The organism is Asanoa sp. WMMD1127, from assembly GCF_029626225.1.
GTDB lineage: Bacteria > Actinomycetota > Actinomycetes > Mycobacteriales > Micromonosporaceae > Asanoa.
Window position 1 is genome coordinate 6,782,509 of sequence record NZ_JARUBP010000001.1, and the last position, 12,957, is coordinate 6,795,465.

The 12,957-nt window shown below is 71.3% G+C and carries 12 protein-coding genes; 2 read left to right on the forward strand and 10 right to left on the reverse strand.

Going from position 1 to position 12,957, the window contains the following annotated elements:
• Positions 1-44 precede the first annotated feature (44 nt).
• The 7 genes from O7635_RS32385 to O7635_RS32415 all read right to left on the reverse strand — a co-directional run bounded on the left by O7635_RS32385 (position 45) and on the right by O7635_RS32415 (position 7,045).
• Positions 45-974 (reverse strand): 4Fe-4S dicluster domain-containing protein, encoded by a 930-nt coding sequence (locus tag O7635_RS32385; RefSeq protein ID WP_278084291.1) that lies wholly within the window; start codon positions 972-974, stop codon positions 45-47.
• Positions 974-4,231 carry a formate dehydrogenase gene (gene fdh, locus O7635_RS32390; protein WP_278084292.1) on the reverse strand — a complete coding sequence of 1,086 codons (3,258 nt, stop codon included), beginning with the start codon at positions 4,229-4,231 and terminating at the stop codon, positions 974-976. The genes O7635_RS32385 and fdh overlap by 1 nt, the downstream gene beginning before the upstream one ends.
• A 314-nt stretch (positions 4,232-4,545) precedes the next feature.
• A complete protein-coding gene (locus tag O7635_RS32395; protein ID WP_278084293.1) occupies positions 4,546-4,752 on the reverse strand; it encodes a hypothetical protein in 207 nt (68 codons plus the stop codon).
• Entirely contained in the window at positions 4,718-5,257 is a 540-nt protein-coding gene (locus O7635_RS32400; protein WP_278084294.1) for an SDR family NAD(P)-dependent oxidoreductase, read from the reverse strand. The genes O7635_RS32395 and O7635_RS32400 overlap by 35 nt, the downstream gene beginning before the upstream one ends.
• Positions 5,254-5,385: a hypothetical protein gene (locus tag O7635_RS32405; RefSeq protein WP_278084295.1), complete on the reverse strand. Its 132-nt coding sequence runs from the start codon at positions 5,383-5,385 to the stop codon at positions 5,254-5,256. The genes O7635_RS32400 and O7635_RS32405 overlap by 4 nt, the downstream gene beginning before the upstream one ends.
• 36 nt (positions 5,386-5,421) lie before the next feature.
• Entirely contained in the window at positions 5,422-6,456 is a 1,035-nt protein-coding gene (locus O7635_RS32410) for an aldo/keto reductase (RefSeq protein ID WP_278084296.1), read from the reverse strand.
• The gene (locus O7635_RS32415) at positions 6,446-7,045 is read right to left on the reverse strand and encodes a TetR/AcrR family transcriptional regulator (protein WP_278084297.1); all 600 of its coding nucleotides are present in this window, start codon (positions 7,043-7,045) and stop codon (positions 6,446-6,448) included. The genes O7635_RS32410 and O7635_RS32415 overlap by 11 nt, the downstream gene beginning before the upstream one ends.
• A 77-nt stretch (positions 7,046-7,122) precedes the next feature.
• On the opposite strand from O7635_RS32415, the gene O7635_RS32420 reads away from it, so the two are divergent.
• Together O7635_RS32420 and O7635_RS32425 are read left to right on the forward strand one after the other, a co-directional pair.
• Positions 7,123-7,923, forward strand: coding sequence for an SDR family oxidoreductase (locus O7635_RS32420; protein ID WP_278084298.1), 801 nt, complete (start codon positions 7,123-7,125; stop codon positions 7,921-7,923).
• A gap of 130 nt (positions 7,924-8,053) precedes the next feature.
• Complete coding sequence (locus O7635_RS32425; RefSeq protein WP_278084299.1) at positions 8,054-8,953, forward strand: phosphatase PAP2 family protein; 900 nt, start codon at positions 8,054-8,056, stop codon at positions 8,951-8,953.
• On the opposite strand, the gene O7635_RS32430 is transcribed toward O7635_RS32425, so the two are convergent.
• The 3 genes from O7635_RS32430 to lon form a co-directional block, all read right to left on the reverse strand.
• Positions 8,934-9,770, reverse strand: a complete 837-nt coding sequence (locus O7635_RS32430; protein WP_278084300.1) for a helix-turn-helix domain-containing protein — start codon at positions 9,768-9,770, stop codon at positions 8,934-8,936. The genes O7635_RS32425 and O7635_RS32430 overlap by 20 nt on opposite strands.
• Positions 9,745-10,512: an alpha/beta hydrolase gene (locus tag O7635_RS32435; protein WP_278084301.1), complete on the reverse strand. Its 768-nt coding sequence runs from the start codon at positions 10,510-10,512 to the stop codon at positions 9,745-9,747. Before O7635_RS32435 ends, O7635_RS32430 begins: the two co-directional genes overlap by 26 nt.
• A gap of 103 nt (positions 10,513-10,615) precedes the next feature.
• Positions 10,616-12,934 carry an endopeptidase La gene (gene lon, locus O7635_RS32440; RefSeq protein WP_278084302.1) on the reverse strand — a complete coding sequence of 773 codons (2,319 nt, stop codon included), beginning with the start codon at positions 12,932-12,934 and terminating at the stop codon, positions 10,616-10,618.
• Positions 12,935-12,957: the final 23 nt, after the last annotated feature.

The following is a 12,957-nucleotide window of genomic DNA, read 5'->3' on the forward strand; positions in this document are numbered from 1 at the left end:
GCGGACCTTCTTGCCGCTGGTGTGCGCGGCGTGGTCGGCCCTGGTCACGGTCGGCGACCCAGGAACGCGACGACGGCCGCGGCCGCCATGCTCAACGCTGCCACGCCCGCATGCTTCCACATGCTCGGCAGGTCGCGCGTGGTGACCACCGGATCGGGCGGCAGGCCGTAGACCTCGGGCTCGTCGAGGAGCAGGAAGAAGGCGCCGTCGCCGCCGACGCCGTCGGCCGGGTCGTGGCCGTAGAGGCGGGCCTCGCCGACGCCCCGCTGGTGCAGCACCTCGACCCGCTTGGCGGCCCGGTCGCGCAGCTCGTCCAGCTCGCCGTACTGGATCGACTCGGTCGGGCAGGCCTGGGCGCAGGCCGGGGTCATGCCCTCGCCGATGCGGTCGTAGCAGAGCGTGCACTTCCAGGCCCGGCCGTCGCCCTCGCGCCGGTCGATCACGCCGTAGGGGCACGCCGAGACGCAGTAGCCACAGCCGTTGCAGATGTCCTCCTGCACCACAACGGTCCCGAACTCGGTGCGGAACAACGAACCGGTCGGGCACACGTCGAGGCAGGCGGCGTGCGTGCAGTGCTTGCAGACGTTCGACATCATCAGCCAGCGCAGGTCGCGGTCCTCCCGGCCGTCGGCGCCCGGCAGCGTGGTCGACGGCATGCCGAGGAACTGTGTCGACGCCGTCCGCTCCGCCTCGCGCAGCACGTCCATCGACGCTTCGCTCTTCGGAGCCTGCTCGACGAACGCCACGTGCCGCCAGGTGTTGGCCGACAGCTGGCCCGTGTTGTCGTAGGACATGCCGAGCAGGTCGAAGCCGTCGTCGGGTACGGCGTTCCACTCCTTGCAGGCCACCTCGCAGGCCTTGCAGCCGATGCAGACGCTGGTGTCGGTGAAGAAGCCCATCCGCGGCGGCGCGTCGACGTAGCCCGCGTCGGGCGCCGGGTCGATCGGGCCGTAGAAGCTGTTGGGTCCGGCCATCACTCCCCCGCTCCGGGCGTTTCCAGTGGCGCGTAGTGCGAGGCGTCCAGCCCCGCCCGACGCAGGTAGTCGGCGACGTAGTCGAGCAGCGCCGGCCCGGTCGGGCGCCGGCCGGGGCGGATGTCGCAGGTGCCGACCTTGCTCTCCTGGATCAGCACGTTGGGGTCGAGGGTGATGCCGAACAGGTCGTTGGCCGAGTCACCGGTGACCAGACCCGAACCGCCCCAGTGGTACGGCAGCCAGATCTGGTGGATGACGCGCCCGTCGAGCCGCAGCGGGCGCAGCCGGGCGGTCACCATGACCCGCGCCTCGACGGCGGCCCGGCCGGTGACGACGTGGGCCCAGCCCAGGTGCTCGAGCCCACGCTCCTCGGCCAGGTCCGGCGAGACCTCGACGAACATCGCCGGCTGGAGCTCGGAGAGATAGGCCAGCTGCCGGCTCATCCCGCCGGCGGTGTGGTGCTCGGTGAGCCGGCTGGTGGTGAAGACGTAGGGGAAGACCTCGCTGTGCGGCTCCGGCGGGGCGGGGTTGAGCTGGTTGTCGGGGCGGTCGTAGACCTTGCGGGTCGGGTTGGCCTGCTGCGCGTAGAGCGGGTTGCGCAGCGGCGACTCGGCGGGCTCGTAATGGGTCGGCAGCGGACCGTCGATGAGGCCGCTCGGCGCGTAGAGCCAACCCTTGCCGTCGCCCTGCATGATGAACGCGTCGTCGCCCGCGATCGCGGCCACGCCGGATGCGTCGTGGGGCGGCCGGTAGGACGGGTCCTTGGTCTTCTCGAAGTCGGGCACGTCGTGACCCGTCCACTCGCCCTTGTCGGCGTCCCACCAGACGTAGGCCTTCTTGTCGCTCCACGGGCGGCCCTGTGGGTCGGCGGAGGCGCGGTTGTAGAGGATGCGGCGGTTCGATGGCCAGGCCCAGCCCCACTCGGGCGCGACCCAGCTCTGCTCGCTGCCGGGCTTGCGGCGGGCGGCCTGGTTGACGCCGTCGGCGAACACTCCACTGTAGATCCAGCAGCCACAGGCGGTGGAGCCGTCGTCCTTGAGGGCGGTGAAGTTGTTCACCGGCGTGCCGGTGGCGGTCTCGTAGCCGTTGATCTCCTTGAGGACCGCCTCCGCGCTGGGCTCGTCGTGCGCGCCCGCGGTCGGGTAATGCCAGGCGAGGTGTTGGACCGCCCGGTCACGCTCCAGTGTGGACGTGGCGAGGCGTTCGCGGACCAGGCGGCCCAGGTGGTAGAAGAACCAGAGTTCCGAGCGGCAGTCCTGCGGCGGGTCGAGGGCCTTCTCGCGCCACTGCAGCATGCGCTGGGTCTGGGTGAACGTGCCCTCCTTCTCCACATGGGACGCCGCCGGGAGGAAGAAGACCTCGGTGCGGCACTCCTCCGGCACGATCTCGCCGGTCGCGATCTCGGGCGAGTCCTTCCAGAACGTCGCGCTCTCGATCATGTAGAGGTCGCGGACGACGAGCCAGTCGAGGTTGGCCATGCCGAGCCGCTGCGCCCGCCCGTGGGCCGAGCCGACCGCCGGGTTCTGGCCGAGCAGGAAGTAGCCCTTCACCTTCCCGTCGATCATGTTGAGCACCTGCTGGTAGGTGCCGTGGTCGCCGGTCAGGCGGGGCAGGTAGCCGTAGCCCCAGTCGTTGTCGGCCGTCGCGTGCGCGCCGTAGTAGGCCTTGAGCATGCTGACCGCGTACGACCTGGCGTTGGCCCAGAAGCCCTTCTGTCCTGGATGCCTTATCGCGTCGACCCACTGGTCGAAGGTCTGGTGCTGCTGGAAGTGCGGCATCGGCAGGTAGCCGGGGAGCAGGTTGAACAGCGTCGGGATGTCGGTGGAGCCCTGGATGCTGGCGTGGCCGCGCAGGGCCATGATGCCGCCGCCGGGGCGGCCCATGTTGCCCAGCAGGAGCTGGATGATGGCGCCGGTGCGGATGTATTGGACGCCGACGCTGTGCTGGGTCCAGCCGACGGAGTAGACCAGCGCGGTGGTGCGCTCGCGGCCGGAGTTGCGGGTCCACGCCTCGCAGACCTTGGCGAACTGGTCCTGGCTCACGCCGCAGACCTGCTCGACCAGCTCCGGGGTGTAACGGGCGTAGTGGCGCTTGAGGATCTGGTAGACACAGCGCGGGTGCTGGAGGGTCTCGTCGCGCTGGGTCTCGCTCGGGATGGGCGGGCCGTGCGACTCCTGCTCGAGGCCGGCGCCGGTCTCCCGGGCGGCGTGCGTGTCACCCTCGTCGGGCGACTGCTCCTCGTGGCCCTGGTATTGCCAGCTGACCGGGTCGTAGGTGCCCGTCTCCTCGTTGTAGCCGGAGAACAGGCCGCCCAGGTCCTCGGTGTCCTGGAAGTCCTCGCTGACGATGGTGGCCGCGTTGGTGTAGGCGAGCACGTAGTCCCGGAAGTCCAGGTCGTTGCGCAGGATGTAGTTGATCACCCCGCCCAGGAACGCGATGTCGGAGCCGACCCGCAGCGCGACGTACTCGTCGGCGACCGCGCTGGTCCGGGTGAACCGGGGGTCGACGTGGATGACCGTCGCGCCGCGCTTCTTCGCCTCCATCACCCACTGGAACCCGACCGGGTGCGCCTCGGCCATGTTGGACCCTTGGATGACGATGCAGTCAGCGTTGGCCAGGTCCTGCTGGAACCCGGTGGCCCCGCCACGGCCGAAGCTGGTCCCCAGACCGGGGACGGTGGAGGAGTGTCAAATACGGGCCTGGTTCTCGATCTGGATCGCGCCCATCGCCGTGAAGAGCTTCTTGATCAGGTAGTTCTCTTCGTTGTCGAGCGTGGCGCCGCCCAGGCTCGAGATGCCCAGGGTGCGGTTGAGCGGCCGGCCCTCGTCGTCCTTGTCCTCCCAGGTCTCCTCGCGGACCTTGACCACCCGGTCGGCGATCATCTCCATCGCGGTGGGAAGGTCGAGCTCTTCCCAGTCGGTGCCGTAGGGCCTGCGGTAGAGCACCGTCCTGATCCGGCGGTCGCTGGTGACCAGGCTCTTGGAGGCGGAGCCCTTGGGGCAGAGGCGGCCGCGCGAGACGGGGCTGTCCGGGTCGCCCTCGATCTGGGTGACCTTGCCGTCCTCGACGAAGACGCGCTGGCCGCAGCCGACGGCACAATAGGGACAGACGGACCGCGCCATCGAGTCGGCGCTCTTGGTGCGCGGCTCGAGCGCGTCGGTGCGCGCGGAACGGGCGGCGTGCCCGCGTCCCAGCGGGTCAGTGCCGGTGAGCTGCCGGTAAACCGGCCACCCCTCGATCCACGTCCGGACCCCCACGGACCCACCCTAGATCAGCGCTGCTGGCGCCGCACCCGCTCTACCCCTCCCACCCACCCACCCCTCTGCAGATCTTGGTAAGTCACTGTCGCCATAGCTGTGCCATAGCTGCATTTTTACCTAGATCTGTCGGTGGAGGCCGCGGGAGCGGAGCGCGCGGAGGAGTTGGGTCGCGGCGGGCATCGCCATCGCACCATGAGAGGGCACGGCGTGTCCGGTCGCTGCCCCGGTGCCGAAAGGGCGGTCCTCGGGGACAGCATCCGGCCGTGCGGTGGCCCTACGCCGTCGCCGGTGCGGTTCACCTCGGCGCGTCGTCAATTCGCATACGCGACGGACTCGCTGACCGTCCGCCACTTGGCGTCGGAGGCGGCGAGGGTTTCGGCGGCCGTCAGGGCGGCGGCGACGGCGTCGGAGCCGAGCAACAGCCGCACGGGCGGGTCGGCTGCTTCGGTGACGTCGATGATGACATCGGCGATGCGGGCCGGGTCACCGGGCTGGTTGCCGTTGGCCGCACGCCGCACGCTGGCGGGTCACGGTCGCTCCGATAACGGCCTGATAGGGCTCGGTGATGGGCAGCGTTCGCATCGACGATCCGGCCCAGTCGGTGCGCATGCCGCCGGGTTCGGCGACGGTGACTCTGATGCCCAGCGGAGCGACCTCTTTGGCGAGGACCTCGGAGAAGCCGGTGACGGCCCACTTCGCCGCCTGGTAGGCACCCAGGCCCGGGCCGCCGACACGTCCGCCCACCGACGAGATCTGCACGATGTGTCCGCCGCCGTGCGCGCGGAGCACGGGCAGGGCGGCGCGGGTGACGTTGACGGTTCCGAAGAAGTTCGCGTCGATCTGGGCACGGAAGTCGTCGTCGGGCATGTCCTCGATCGAGGCGACGTCGGCGTATCCGGCGTTGTTGACCACGACGTCCAGGCCGCCGAAGGCGTCGACCGCGGCCTGGACCGCGGCCCGGGCCGCGTCCGGGTCGGTCACGTCCAAGGCGACGGCCCGGACGCGCCCGCCGTGCGCGGTCACGAGATCGTCAAGCTGTTCCGGGGGTAGCGGGCGGTGGCGACCAGGTTGTCGCCCCGGGCCAGCACGGCCTCGGCCAAGCTGCGGCCGAGACCGCGGGAGCATCCGGTGACCAGCCAGGTCCTACTCATATCTGTCGCCTCCTATGTGCACAGTTGGTGGTGCGGTTACCCGGTCAGATCCGGGCGTTGGTGGCGGGGCCCGTAGCGGCCGCCTTTGACCGCCTCGCGGTCGAAGACACGGGCGAGGCAGGCGACGTCGGCGGCGCAAAGCGACGTGTCGGCGGCCGCGACGTTCTCCCTGACGTGCGTCGTGCGTTTGGCCCCAGGGATGGGTACGACGGGATACGGCTGCGCCAGCAACCAGGCCAGCGCGGCCTGTCCCGGCGTGAGCCCGCGGGCAGCGCTGAAGGCCCGCAGCTGGTCGACCAGCCGCAGGTTGGTGGCGAAGTCCTGGCCTTGAAAGCGGGGCAGGGTCGAGCGGAAGTCGTCCTGGTCGAACGTCGACCCGCGGCCGAATCGGCCGGTCAGCATTCCGCGACCGAGCGGGCTGTAGGGCACCAGCGTGATACCAAGCCGACGGCAGTGCGGCAACACGGCCTCCTCCACGCCGCGCTCCCACAGCGAATACTCGCTCTGCAGGGCGGCGATCGGATGCACCGCGTGCGCCCGCCCCAGGATCTCCGGGTCGACCTCGCTCAGACCCAGGGCCCCGACCTTGCCCGCCGCGACGAGTTCGCCCATGGCCCCGACGGTGTCCTCGATCGGCACAGCGGGGTCCAACCGGTGGTAGTAGTAGAGGTCGATGCGGTCCGTGCCGAGGCGGCGGAGGCTCGCGTCGCAGGCCGCCTTGACGTACTCCGGACGCCCGTCGAAGACGCTGCCGCCCTGCGGCGTCGGCCGCGCCGAGAACTTCGTCGCGATCACCACCCGGTCGCGCCGCCCGGCCAGTGCTCGGCCGAGCAGGCGCTCGTTGTGTCCGAACCCGGCGACTGGCGCGCCCAGGGTCGCGCTGCTCGCGCCGTAGAAATCCGACGTGTCGAAAAGCTCCACCCCGAGGTCGATCGCGGCCCGGATGGTGGCGACAGACGAGTCGTCGTCCGCGGGTCCGTAGAACTGCGACATGCCCATCAGGCCCAGCCCGATCGGCGTCACCGACAACCCGGACCGGCCCAGGGCCACCCGTGCGCTCTCACGTTCCATTCGATCGGTCCTCCTCCTCGACGATGGCGGCGAGCACGCGCGCGAGCCGGTCCGTCAACACGTCGGGGTCGGCGTCCCGCAGGGCCGGTGTACCGATGACGGTGCGCATCAGCCACGTCCCCGCCAGCAGCGCCAGGCCGAGATCCGCCCGCTGCGACGCGTCCGGACCGGCGAGCGCGGCGGTGAGACGGGCACCCACGTGCTTCGCGATGCCCGCGCGGATGATCTCGGCGGCTCTGGGGTTGGCGGCGGACTTGAGCATCAGCTCGAACGGACTCAGATGATCGGCCGCCGGATCCGTCCTCGCGACCAGCGACCGCGCCGTCTCGAGCGCCAGGTCGCCGGGAGCGGCGGGGTCGGCCGGGACCATCGTCGGCGGGGTGAACGACACGTCGACAACCTCGACGAAGAGCCCTTCCTTCGAGCCGAAATAGCGATTGACCAGCATCGCCGTCACCCCGGCCGCCGCCGCGATGTCGCGCACGCCGACACCGTCGTACCCGTGCCGGGTGAACGCCGTCACCGCCGCGTCGAGGATCGCCTGACGCGTGGAGGCAGCGTTTCGAGCTCGGGAAGTGGGCTGCGTCATGCCAACAAGTCTACACACGTAGACTGACCGTATGTAGTCTACGTGTGTAGACATCCGCAGATCGAAAGGAGTTCGTCATGGATCTGCAGGTCAAGGGGCGCCGCGCGCTCGTCACCGGGTCGACGTCAGGCCTCGGCGAGGCGACGGCGCGCCTGCTGGCCAAGGAGGGCGCCGAGGTCGTCATCCACGGCCGCGACCCAGGACGGGCACGCAAGATCGCCGACTCGATCATCAAGGACGGCGGATCGGCGTCGATCGCCGTCGGCGACCTGGCCACCGACGCCGGCGCCGACCGTGTCGCGCAGGAGGCGTTGGCCGGCGGCCTCGTCGACATCCTGGTCAACAACGCCGGCGCGTACGAACACCTCAACTGGGCCGACGCGACGCCCGAGATCTGGGTCCAGACCTACGAGGTCAACGTCATCTCGGGTGTACGAATGATCCAACGCCTCGTGCCGGCGATGCGGGAGCGGGGCTGGGGCCGCGTCGTCACCATCGGTGGCGGACTTGCCTCGCAACCGTTCGGCAGTCACCCGCATTACAACGCTTCGCTCGCCGCCCGGCACAACCTGGCGGTCTCACTGGCCCGCGACCTCGCCGGCACCGGCGTCACGTCCAACGTGGTCTCGCCCGGCGCGATCCTGGTCCCCGCGGTCCAGGACTTCCTGGTCAAGCTCTCACCCGGACGCGGCTGGGGCGACACGTGGGAAGAGATCGAGCTCAACTCGGTCCGCGAGATCGTGCCCAACGACCGCGACCGGTATGGCCGGGCCGAAGAGATCGCCGGAGCGGTCGCCTACCTGTGCGGCCACCACGCGGACTACATCAGCGGCGCCACGGTCCGCGTCGACGGCGGCTCGGTCAAGAGCGCGTTCTGACACCTGACGCGCCGGCGGGTCGCGGCGACGCCCTCGCCGCGACCCCGCCGACCGACCCGCGGACAGGTTGTGACAGAACCAAGACATGTTCCGGACGAGTTGCGGATGCCGGGACGCCAGGATCGTCCACGTGAACCCGCGACTGTCCAACGCCAGCCGGCCGCTCGCCCTCGCCGTCGCCGCCGCGGTCGCCTTCGGGCTGGCCTGGTTGCTGTTCGTGCGCACCGCTCCGGGGCAATGGCTCGACGGGGAGCTGTTGCCGCCGATGCGCTGGGGCGGGCGCTACATGCAGGGCACGACCCTGCTCGGCCCGGCCGAACTGGTGCTCAAGCGGTTCGGCAACCCGCTGCTCCTCGGCCTGGTCGTCGTGGCGACGGCGGTGGTCGGCCTGCTGCGTCGGCGCGCCTGGTCCGCCGTCGCCGCGGCCGCGGTGTTCGTCTGCTCCGTCGGCGCCGCCGGCTTGATCAAGGAGATGCTGGAGCGACCGGAGCTGGGCGTCGAGACGTCCACCACGCACAACAGCTTCCCCAGCGGTCACGTCGCCGGTGCGGCGGCGCTGCTGATGGGCTTCCTGCTGGTCGCCCCGCCGCGGTTGCGCTGGTGGATCGCGGTGCCCGGCACCACGGGGGTGTCGGTCATCGGGGCCGCGACGATGATCCTGGGTTGGCACCGCTTCAGCGACGTGGTCGGCAGCCTGCTCCTGGTCGCCACGGTCTTCTGCCTGGCGGCGGCCGCGCTGACCCGGGCACCGGACCGCACGCCGGCCGCGCACGACGAGGAGAACGACGCGGTCACCGGCACCCTCCTCCAGGCGATCGCCCTGACCTTGCTGATCATGCTGGTCCTCGCCTTGGCCCCGGACGCCGGGATCCGTCTCATGCTGGCGACAGCGGCCGTGGGCGTCCTGACCCTGCTGGTCGTCACCGGCAGCGTCTGGCTGCTCAACCCCCCGTCCCCACCGGACGACGAAGTGGCCACCACTCGGTCAGCCGCCGCCTCGGCCGGAAGCCCTACGGGCGGACGACCGTGACCGCTGGCCAGGCGACGTCGTCGATGGCCAGCCAGGGAGCGCTTGCCACGGCTGTCGGGGTGAGACCGCAGATGGATCTGGCCTCTCGGTTCAGGTGTGGCTGGTCGACGTATCCGGCCGCCGCCGCGACCGTGGCCGGGCTGTGGCTCCCGGCCAGCAGATGCGCCGCGTGGTCGAAGCGCACCAACTGGGCCGCCCGCTTCGGGCTGATGCCGACCTGCGACCGAAACCTGGCCCACAGCCGCTTGCGGCTCCAGCCCACCTCGTCCGCCAGGCCCTCCACCCGCCGGCGGCCGCGGCTCGCGAGTGTCAGCCGCCAGGCGTGCGCCACTTCCGGGTCCACGACGGCACGATCGGCCATGCGACGGCCAACGACCTCGGTCACGATCGCGAAGCGGGCCTCCCACGACGGCGCCGCCCGGAGCCGGTGCTCGAACAGCTCGGCGCCACGCCCGAAGACATCGCCGAAGTCCACCAGCTGACCGCTGAGCGCGGCCGCCCCGCCGAGCACCGCGGCCGCGGCGGCAGGCGCCAACCGGATCTGCAGGCAGGCGCCGGCGCCCTGGCCGCCGACGCGGAGGTCCGGCGTCAGGAGCCCGGCCACGACGCTGCCGTGTGACCGACGCCCATGCGACTCGCAGACCAACCCGGCCGAGAGGTCGACGAGCACCGTGACCGACGGATGCGCGACCATTCCGATGTGGACGGCAGCGGGCACGCGCTGGCGGAAGCCGGCCATGCTGACGCCGGGCAACCGCGCGGTCGGGATCGCGACCTCGACGGAGGCCCAGTCAGGTGGCGTCCCGCTGGACAGCACCCGACCATTCTAGGAGCAGCGCCGCGGTCGCCTCGGGCGCTTCGAGCATCGGGATGTGACCCACACCCGGCAGCCGCTCGACGCGGGCGGTCGGGACCGACTCGTAGCGGGCGGCGGAAACGGCGGGATCCCACCGCGGATCCGCGGCGCCGAAGACCACGAGCACCGGGGCGGACAGGGCACGCAGGCGGTCGGGCACGCTCCGCGCGGTGATGTAGTCGCCGTTGCGGCGCAGCACCGTCCGCATCGCCCGGTACGGCACCCCACGCACGGTGCTCACCAGCGAGGACGGTATCGACACCGGGCGGGCGCACGTCACGCTGATCCCTCTGCGGATCATCGCGTCCGACCGCAGCGGCCAGAGGATCGGGCCGATCGGCGGGGCCAACAGCGCCCGCAACAGCCAGGGTTGCGGCAGCAGGGTGTCGAGGCTCGGCCCCGTGCTGACCAACGCCAGCGAACGCACCAGCTCCGGCCGTTGCTCGGCCAGCGCGGTCGCGACGTACCCGCCGCTGGAGTGGCCGGCCACCGGCACCCCGCGCAGGCCCAGACCGTCGAGCACGGCGGCGGCCTCGGCCGCGGCGGTGGGCACGTCGCCACCCACCCGGTCGACCCGGATGACGTGGTGGTGGGCGGCCAGCTCCGGCACCACCGCATCGAAGGAGGCCCCGGAGAAACCGGATCCATGGAGCAACAGCAGCGGCGGCGCGTCGCGCGGACCGTCGTGAACCACAAGCGGCATACCGACCATGCTGGCCGGAAGCCACAAAGCTGTCTTGGACGAATGTCCGCGCGCGCAGAAGCCGCCCAGGGCGTACACCCTGGGCGGCTTCTCGGTGGTGAACTTATGCCGCGGCGAGGAGCTCGCGCTCGTCGGCCGGGCGCAGGGCCAGGGCCAGCACGTCGCTGACGTCACCCAGCACGTGGATGGTCAGGGCGTCCCGCACCTCCTGCGGCAGGTCGTCCAGGTCCGGCTCGTTGCGGGCCGGGATGATGACCTCCGTCAGGCCGGCCCGGTGGGCGGCCAGCAGCTTCTGCTTGACACCACCGATCGGGAGTACGCGGCCGGAGAGGGTGACCTCGCCGGTCATGCCGAACTCCGGGCGGACGGGGCGACCGGTCGCCAGCGACGCCAGAGCGGTGACCATCGTGATGCCCGCGGACGGGCCGTCCTTCGGCACCGCGCCGGCCGGCACGTGCAGGTGGATCCGCTTGGCCGCCAGGGCGTTGGGGTCGATGCCCAGCCGCTTGCCGTTGGACCGCAGGTAGGAGAGCGCGATGTGCGCCGACTCCTTCATGACGTCACCCAGCTGGCCGGTCAGGGTCAGGCCGGGCTCGCCCTCCATCGAGGTGGCCTCGATGAACAGCACGTCACCACCCGCGCCCGTGACCGCCAGGCCGGTGGCCACACCGGGCGTCGCCGTGCGCTCCGCCGACTCCGGCGTGAACCGGGGGCGGCCGAGGTAGCGGACGAGGTCCGTCTCGTCGACCCGGATCGGGGCCGACTCGGACGCCAGCGCCACCGCGACCTTGCGGAGCACCTTGGCCAGCGCGCGCTCGAGCTGCCGTACGCCCGCCTCACGGGTGTACTCACCGGCGATCGCGCCGAGCGCCGCATCGGTGATCGACACCTCGTCGGCGGCGAGACCGGCCCGCTCGACCTGCCGCGGCCACAGGTGGTCGCGGCCGATGGCCACCTTCTCCTCCTCGGTGTAGCCGTCGAGCGTCACGAGCTCCATCCGGTCCAGCAGCGGGCCCGGGATGTTCTCGACGACGTTGGCGGTCGCGAGGAACAGCACGTCCGAGAGGTCGAGGTCGACCTCCAGGTAGTGGTCGCGGAAGGTGTGGTTCTGGGCCGGGTCGAGCACCTCGAGCAGGGCCGCGGCCGGGTCGCCGGAGTAGCCGACGGCCAGCTTGTCGACCTCGTCGAGCAGCACGACCGGGTTCATGGAGCCCGCCTCGCGCAGCGCCCGGACGATCCGACCCGGTGCCGAGCCGACATAGGTGCGGCGGTGGCCACGGATCTCGGCCTCGTCACGCACGCCGCCGAGGCTGACCCGGACGAACTTCCGCCCGAGGGCCCGGGCGACGGACTCGCCGAGGCTGGTCTTGCCGACACCGGGCGGCCCACCGAGGGCCAGCACCGCGCCGGAGCCACGGCCGCCGACGACCTGCAGGTTGCGCTCGGCACGCCGGTTGCGGACCGCGAGGTATTCGAGGATGCGGTCCTTCACGTCGGCCAGGCCGGCGTGGTCGGCGTCGAGCACCTCGCGCGCCGCCTTGAGGTCGGTGTTGTCGTCGGTGCGGGTCGACCACGGCATCTCGAGCACGGTGTCGAGCCAGGTCCGGATCCACGAGGTCTCGGGCGACTGGTCGCTCGCGCGCTCCAGCTTGCCGACCTCGCGCATCGCCGCCTCGCGCACCTTCTCGGGCAGGTCGGCGGCCTCCACGCGGGAGCGGTAGTCGGCCGAGCCGTCGGGCTCGTCCTCGCCCAGCTCCTTGCGGATGGCGGCGAGCTGCTGCCGCAGCAGGAACTCGCGCTGCGACTTCTCGAGGCCCTCGCGGACGTCGTTGGTGATCCGCTCGGTGACCTCCTGCTCGGCCAGGTAGTCGCGCACCCAGCCGACCAGCAGCTCGAGCCGGGCCGTCACGTCGGGCGCGCCGAGCAGCTCGATCTTCTGCTCGAGGGTGAGCCACGGCGCGTAGCCGGCCGAGTCGGCCAGCTCCGACAGGTCGGTCATCCGCTCGACGGCGTCGATGACCTGCCAGGCGCCGCGCTGCTGGAGCACGGACTTGACCAGGGCCTTGTATTCGCTCGCCAGCTCACGGGCCTTGCCCGCGGGCGGGGTCTCGGTCAGTTCGGTGGCCTCGACCCAGAGGGCGGCGCCGGGGCCGGGCACGCCGGACCCGATCCGCGCCCGGGACAGGCCACGGATGACGGCGGCGGGCTCGCCACTGGGCAGGCGGCCCACCTTCTCGATCAGCGCCTCGACGCCGATCGACCCGTACTCGCCGTCAACACGAGGCACGGCGAGCACGCGGTTGTCGCCGGCGGCGCGCGCGGCGTCGACGGCGGCCTGGGTGTTGTTGTCGAGAGTGACCGGGATGGTCATGCCAGGCAGCAGGACGGCATCGGTCAACGGCAGGACGGGAAGAGTTGCCATGTACGTACTCAAGTTACAAAGCA

Bases quoted from the DNA above. Each gene is read 5' to 3' on its own strand.
- O7635_RS32420 (WP_278084298.1), top strand. From the start codon at position 7,123: ATGGATCTGCAGGTCAAGGGGCGCCGCGCGCTCGTCACCGGGTCGACG.
- O7635_RS32405 (WP_278084295.1), bottom strand. From the start codon at position 5,385: ATGAGTAGGACCTGGCTGGTCACCGGATGCTCCCGCGGTCTCGGCCGC.
- O7635_RS32435 (WP_278084301.1), bottom strand. From the start codon at position 10,512: ATGCCGCTTGTGGTTCACGACGGTCCGCGCGACGCGCCGCCGCTGCTG.
- O7635_RS32415 (WP_278084297.1), bottom strand. From the start codon at position 7,045: ATGACGCAGCCCACTTCCCGAGCTCGAAACGCTGCCTCCACGCGTCAG.
- O7635_RS32410 (WP_278084296.1), bottom strand. From the start codon at position 6,456: ATGGAACGTGAGAGCGCACGGGTGGCCCTGGGCCGGTCCGGGTTGTCG.
- O7635_RS32385 (WP_278084291.1), bottom strand. From the start codon at position 974: ATGGCCGGACCCAACAGCTTCTACGGCCCGATCGACCCGGCGCCCGAC.
- lon (WP_278084302.1), bottom strand. From the start codon at position 12,934: ATGGCAACTCTTCCCGTCCTGCCGTTGACCGATGCCGTCCTGCTGCCT.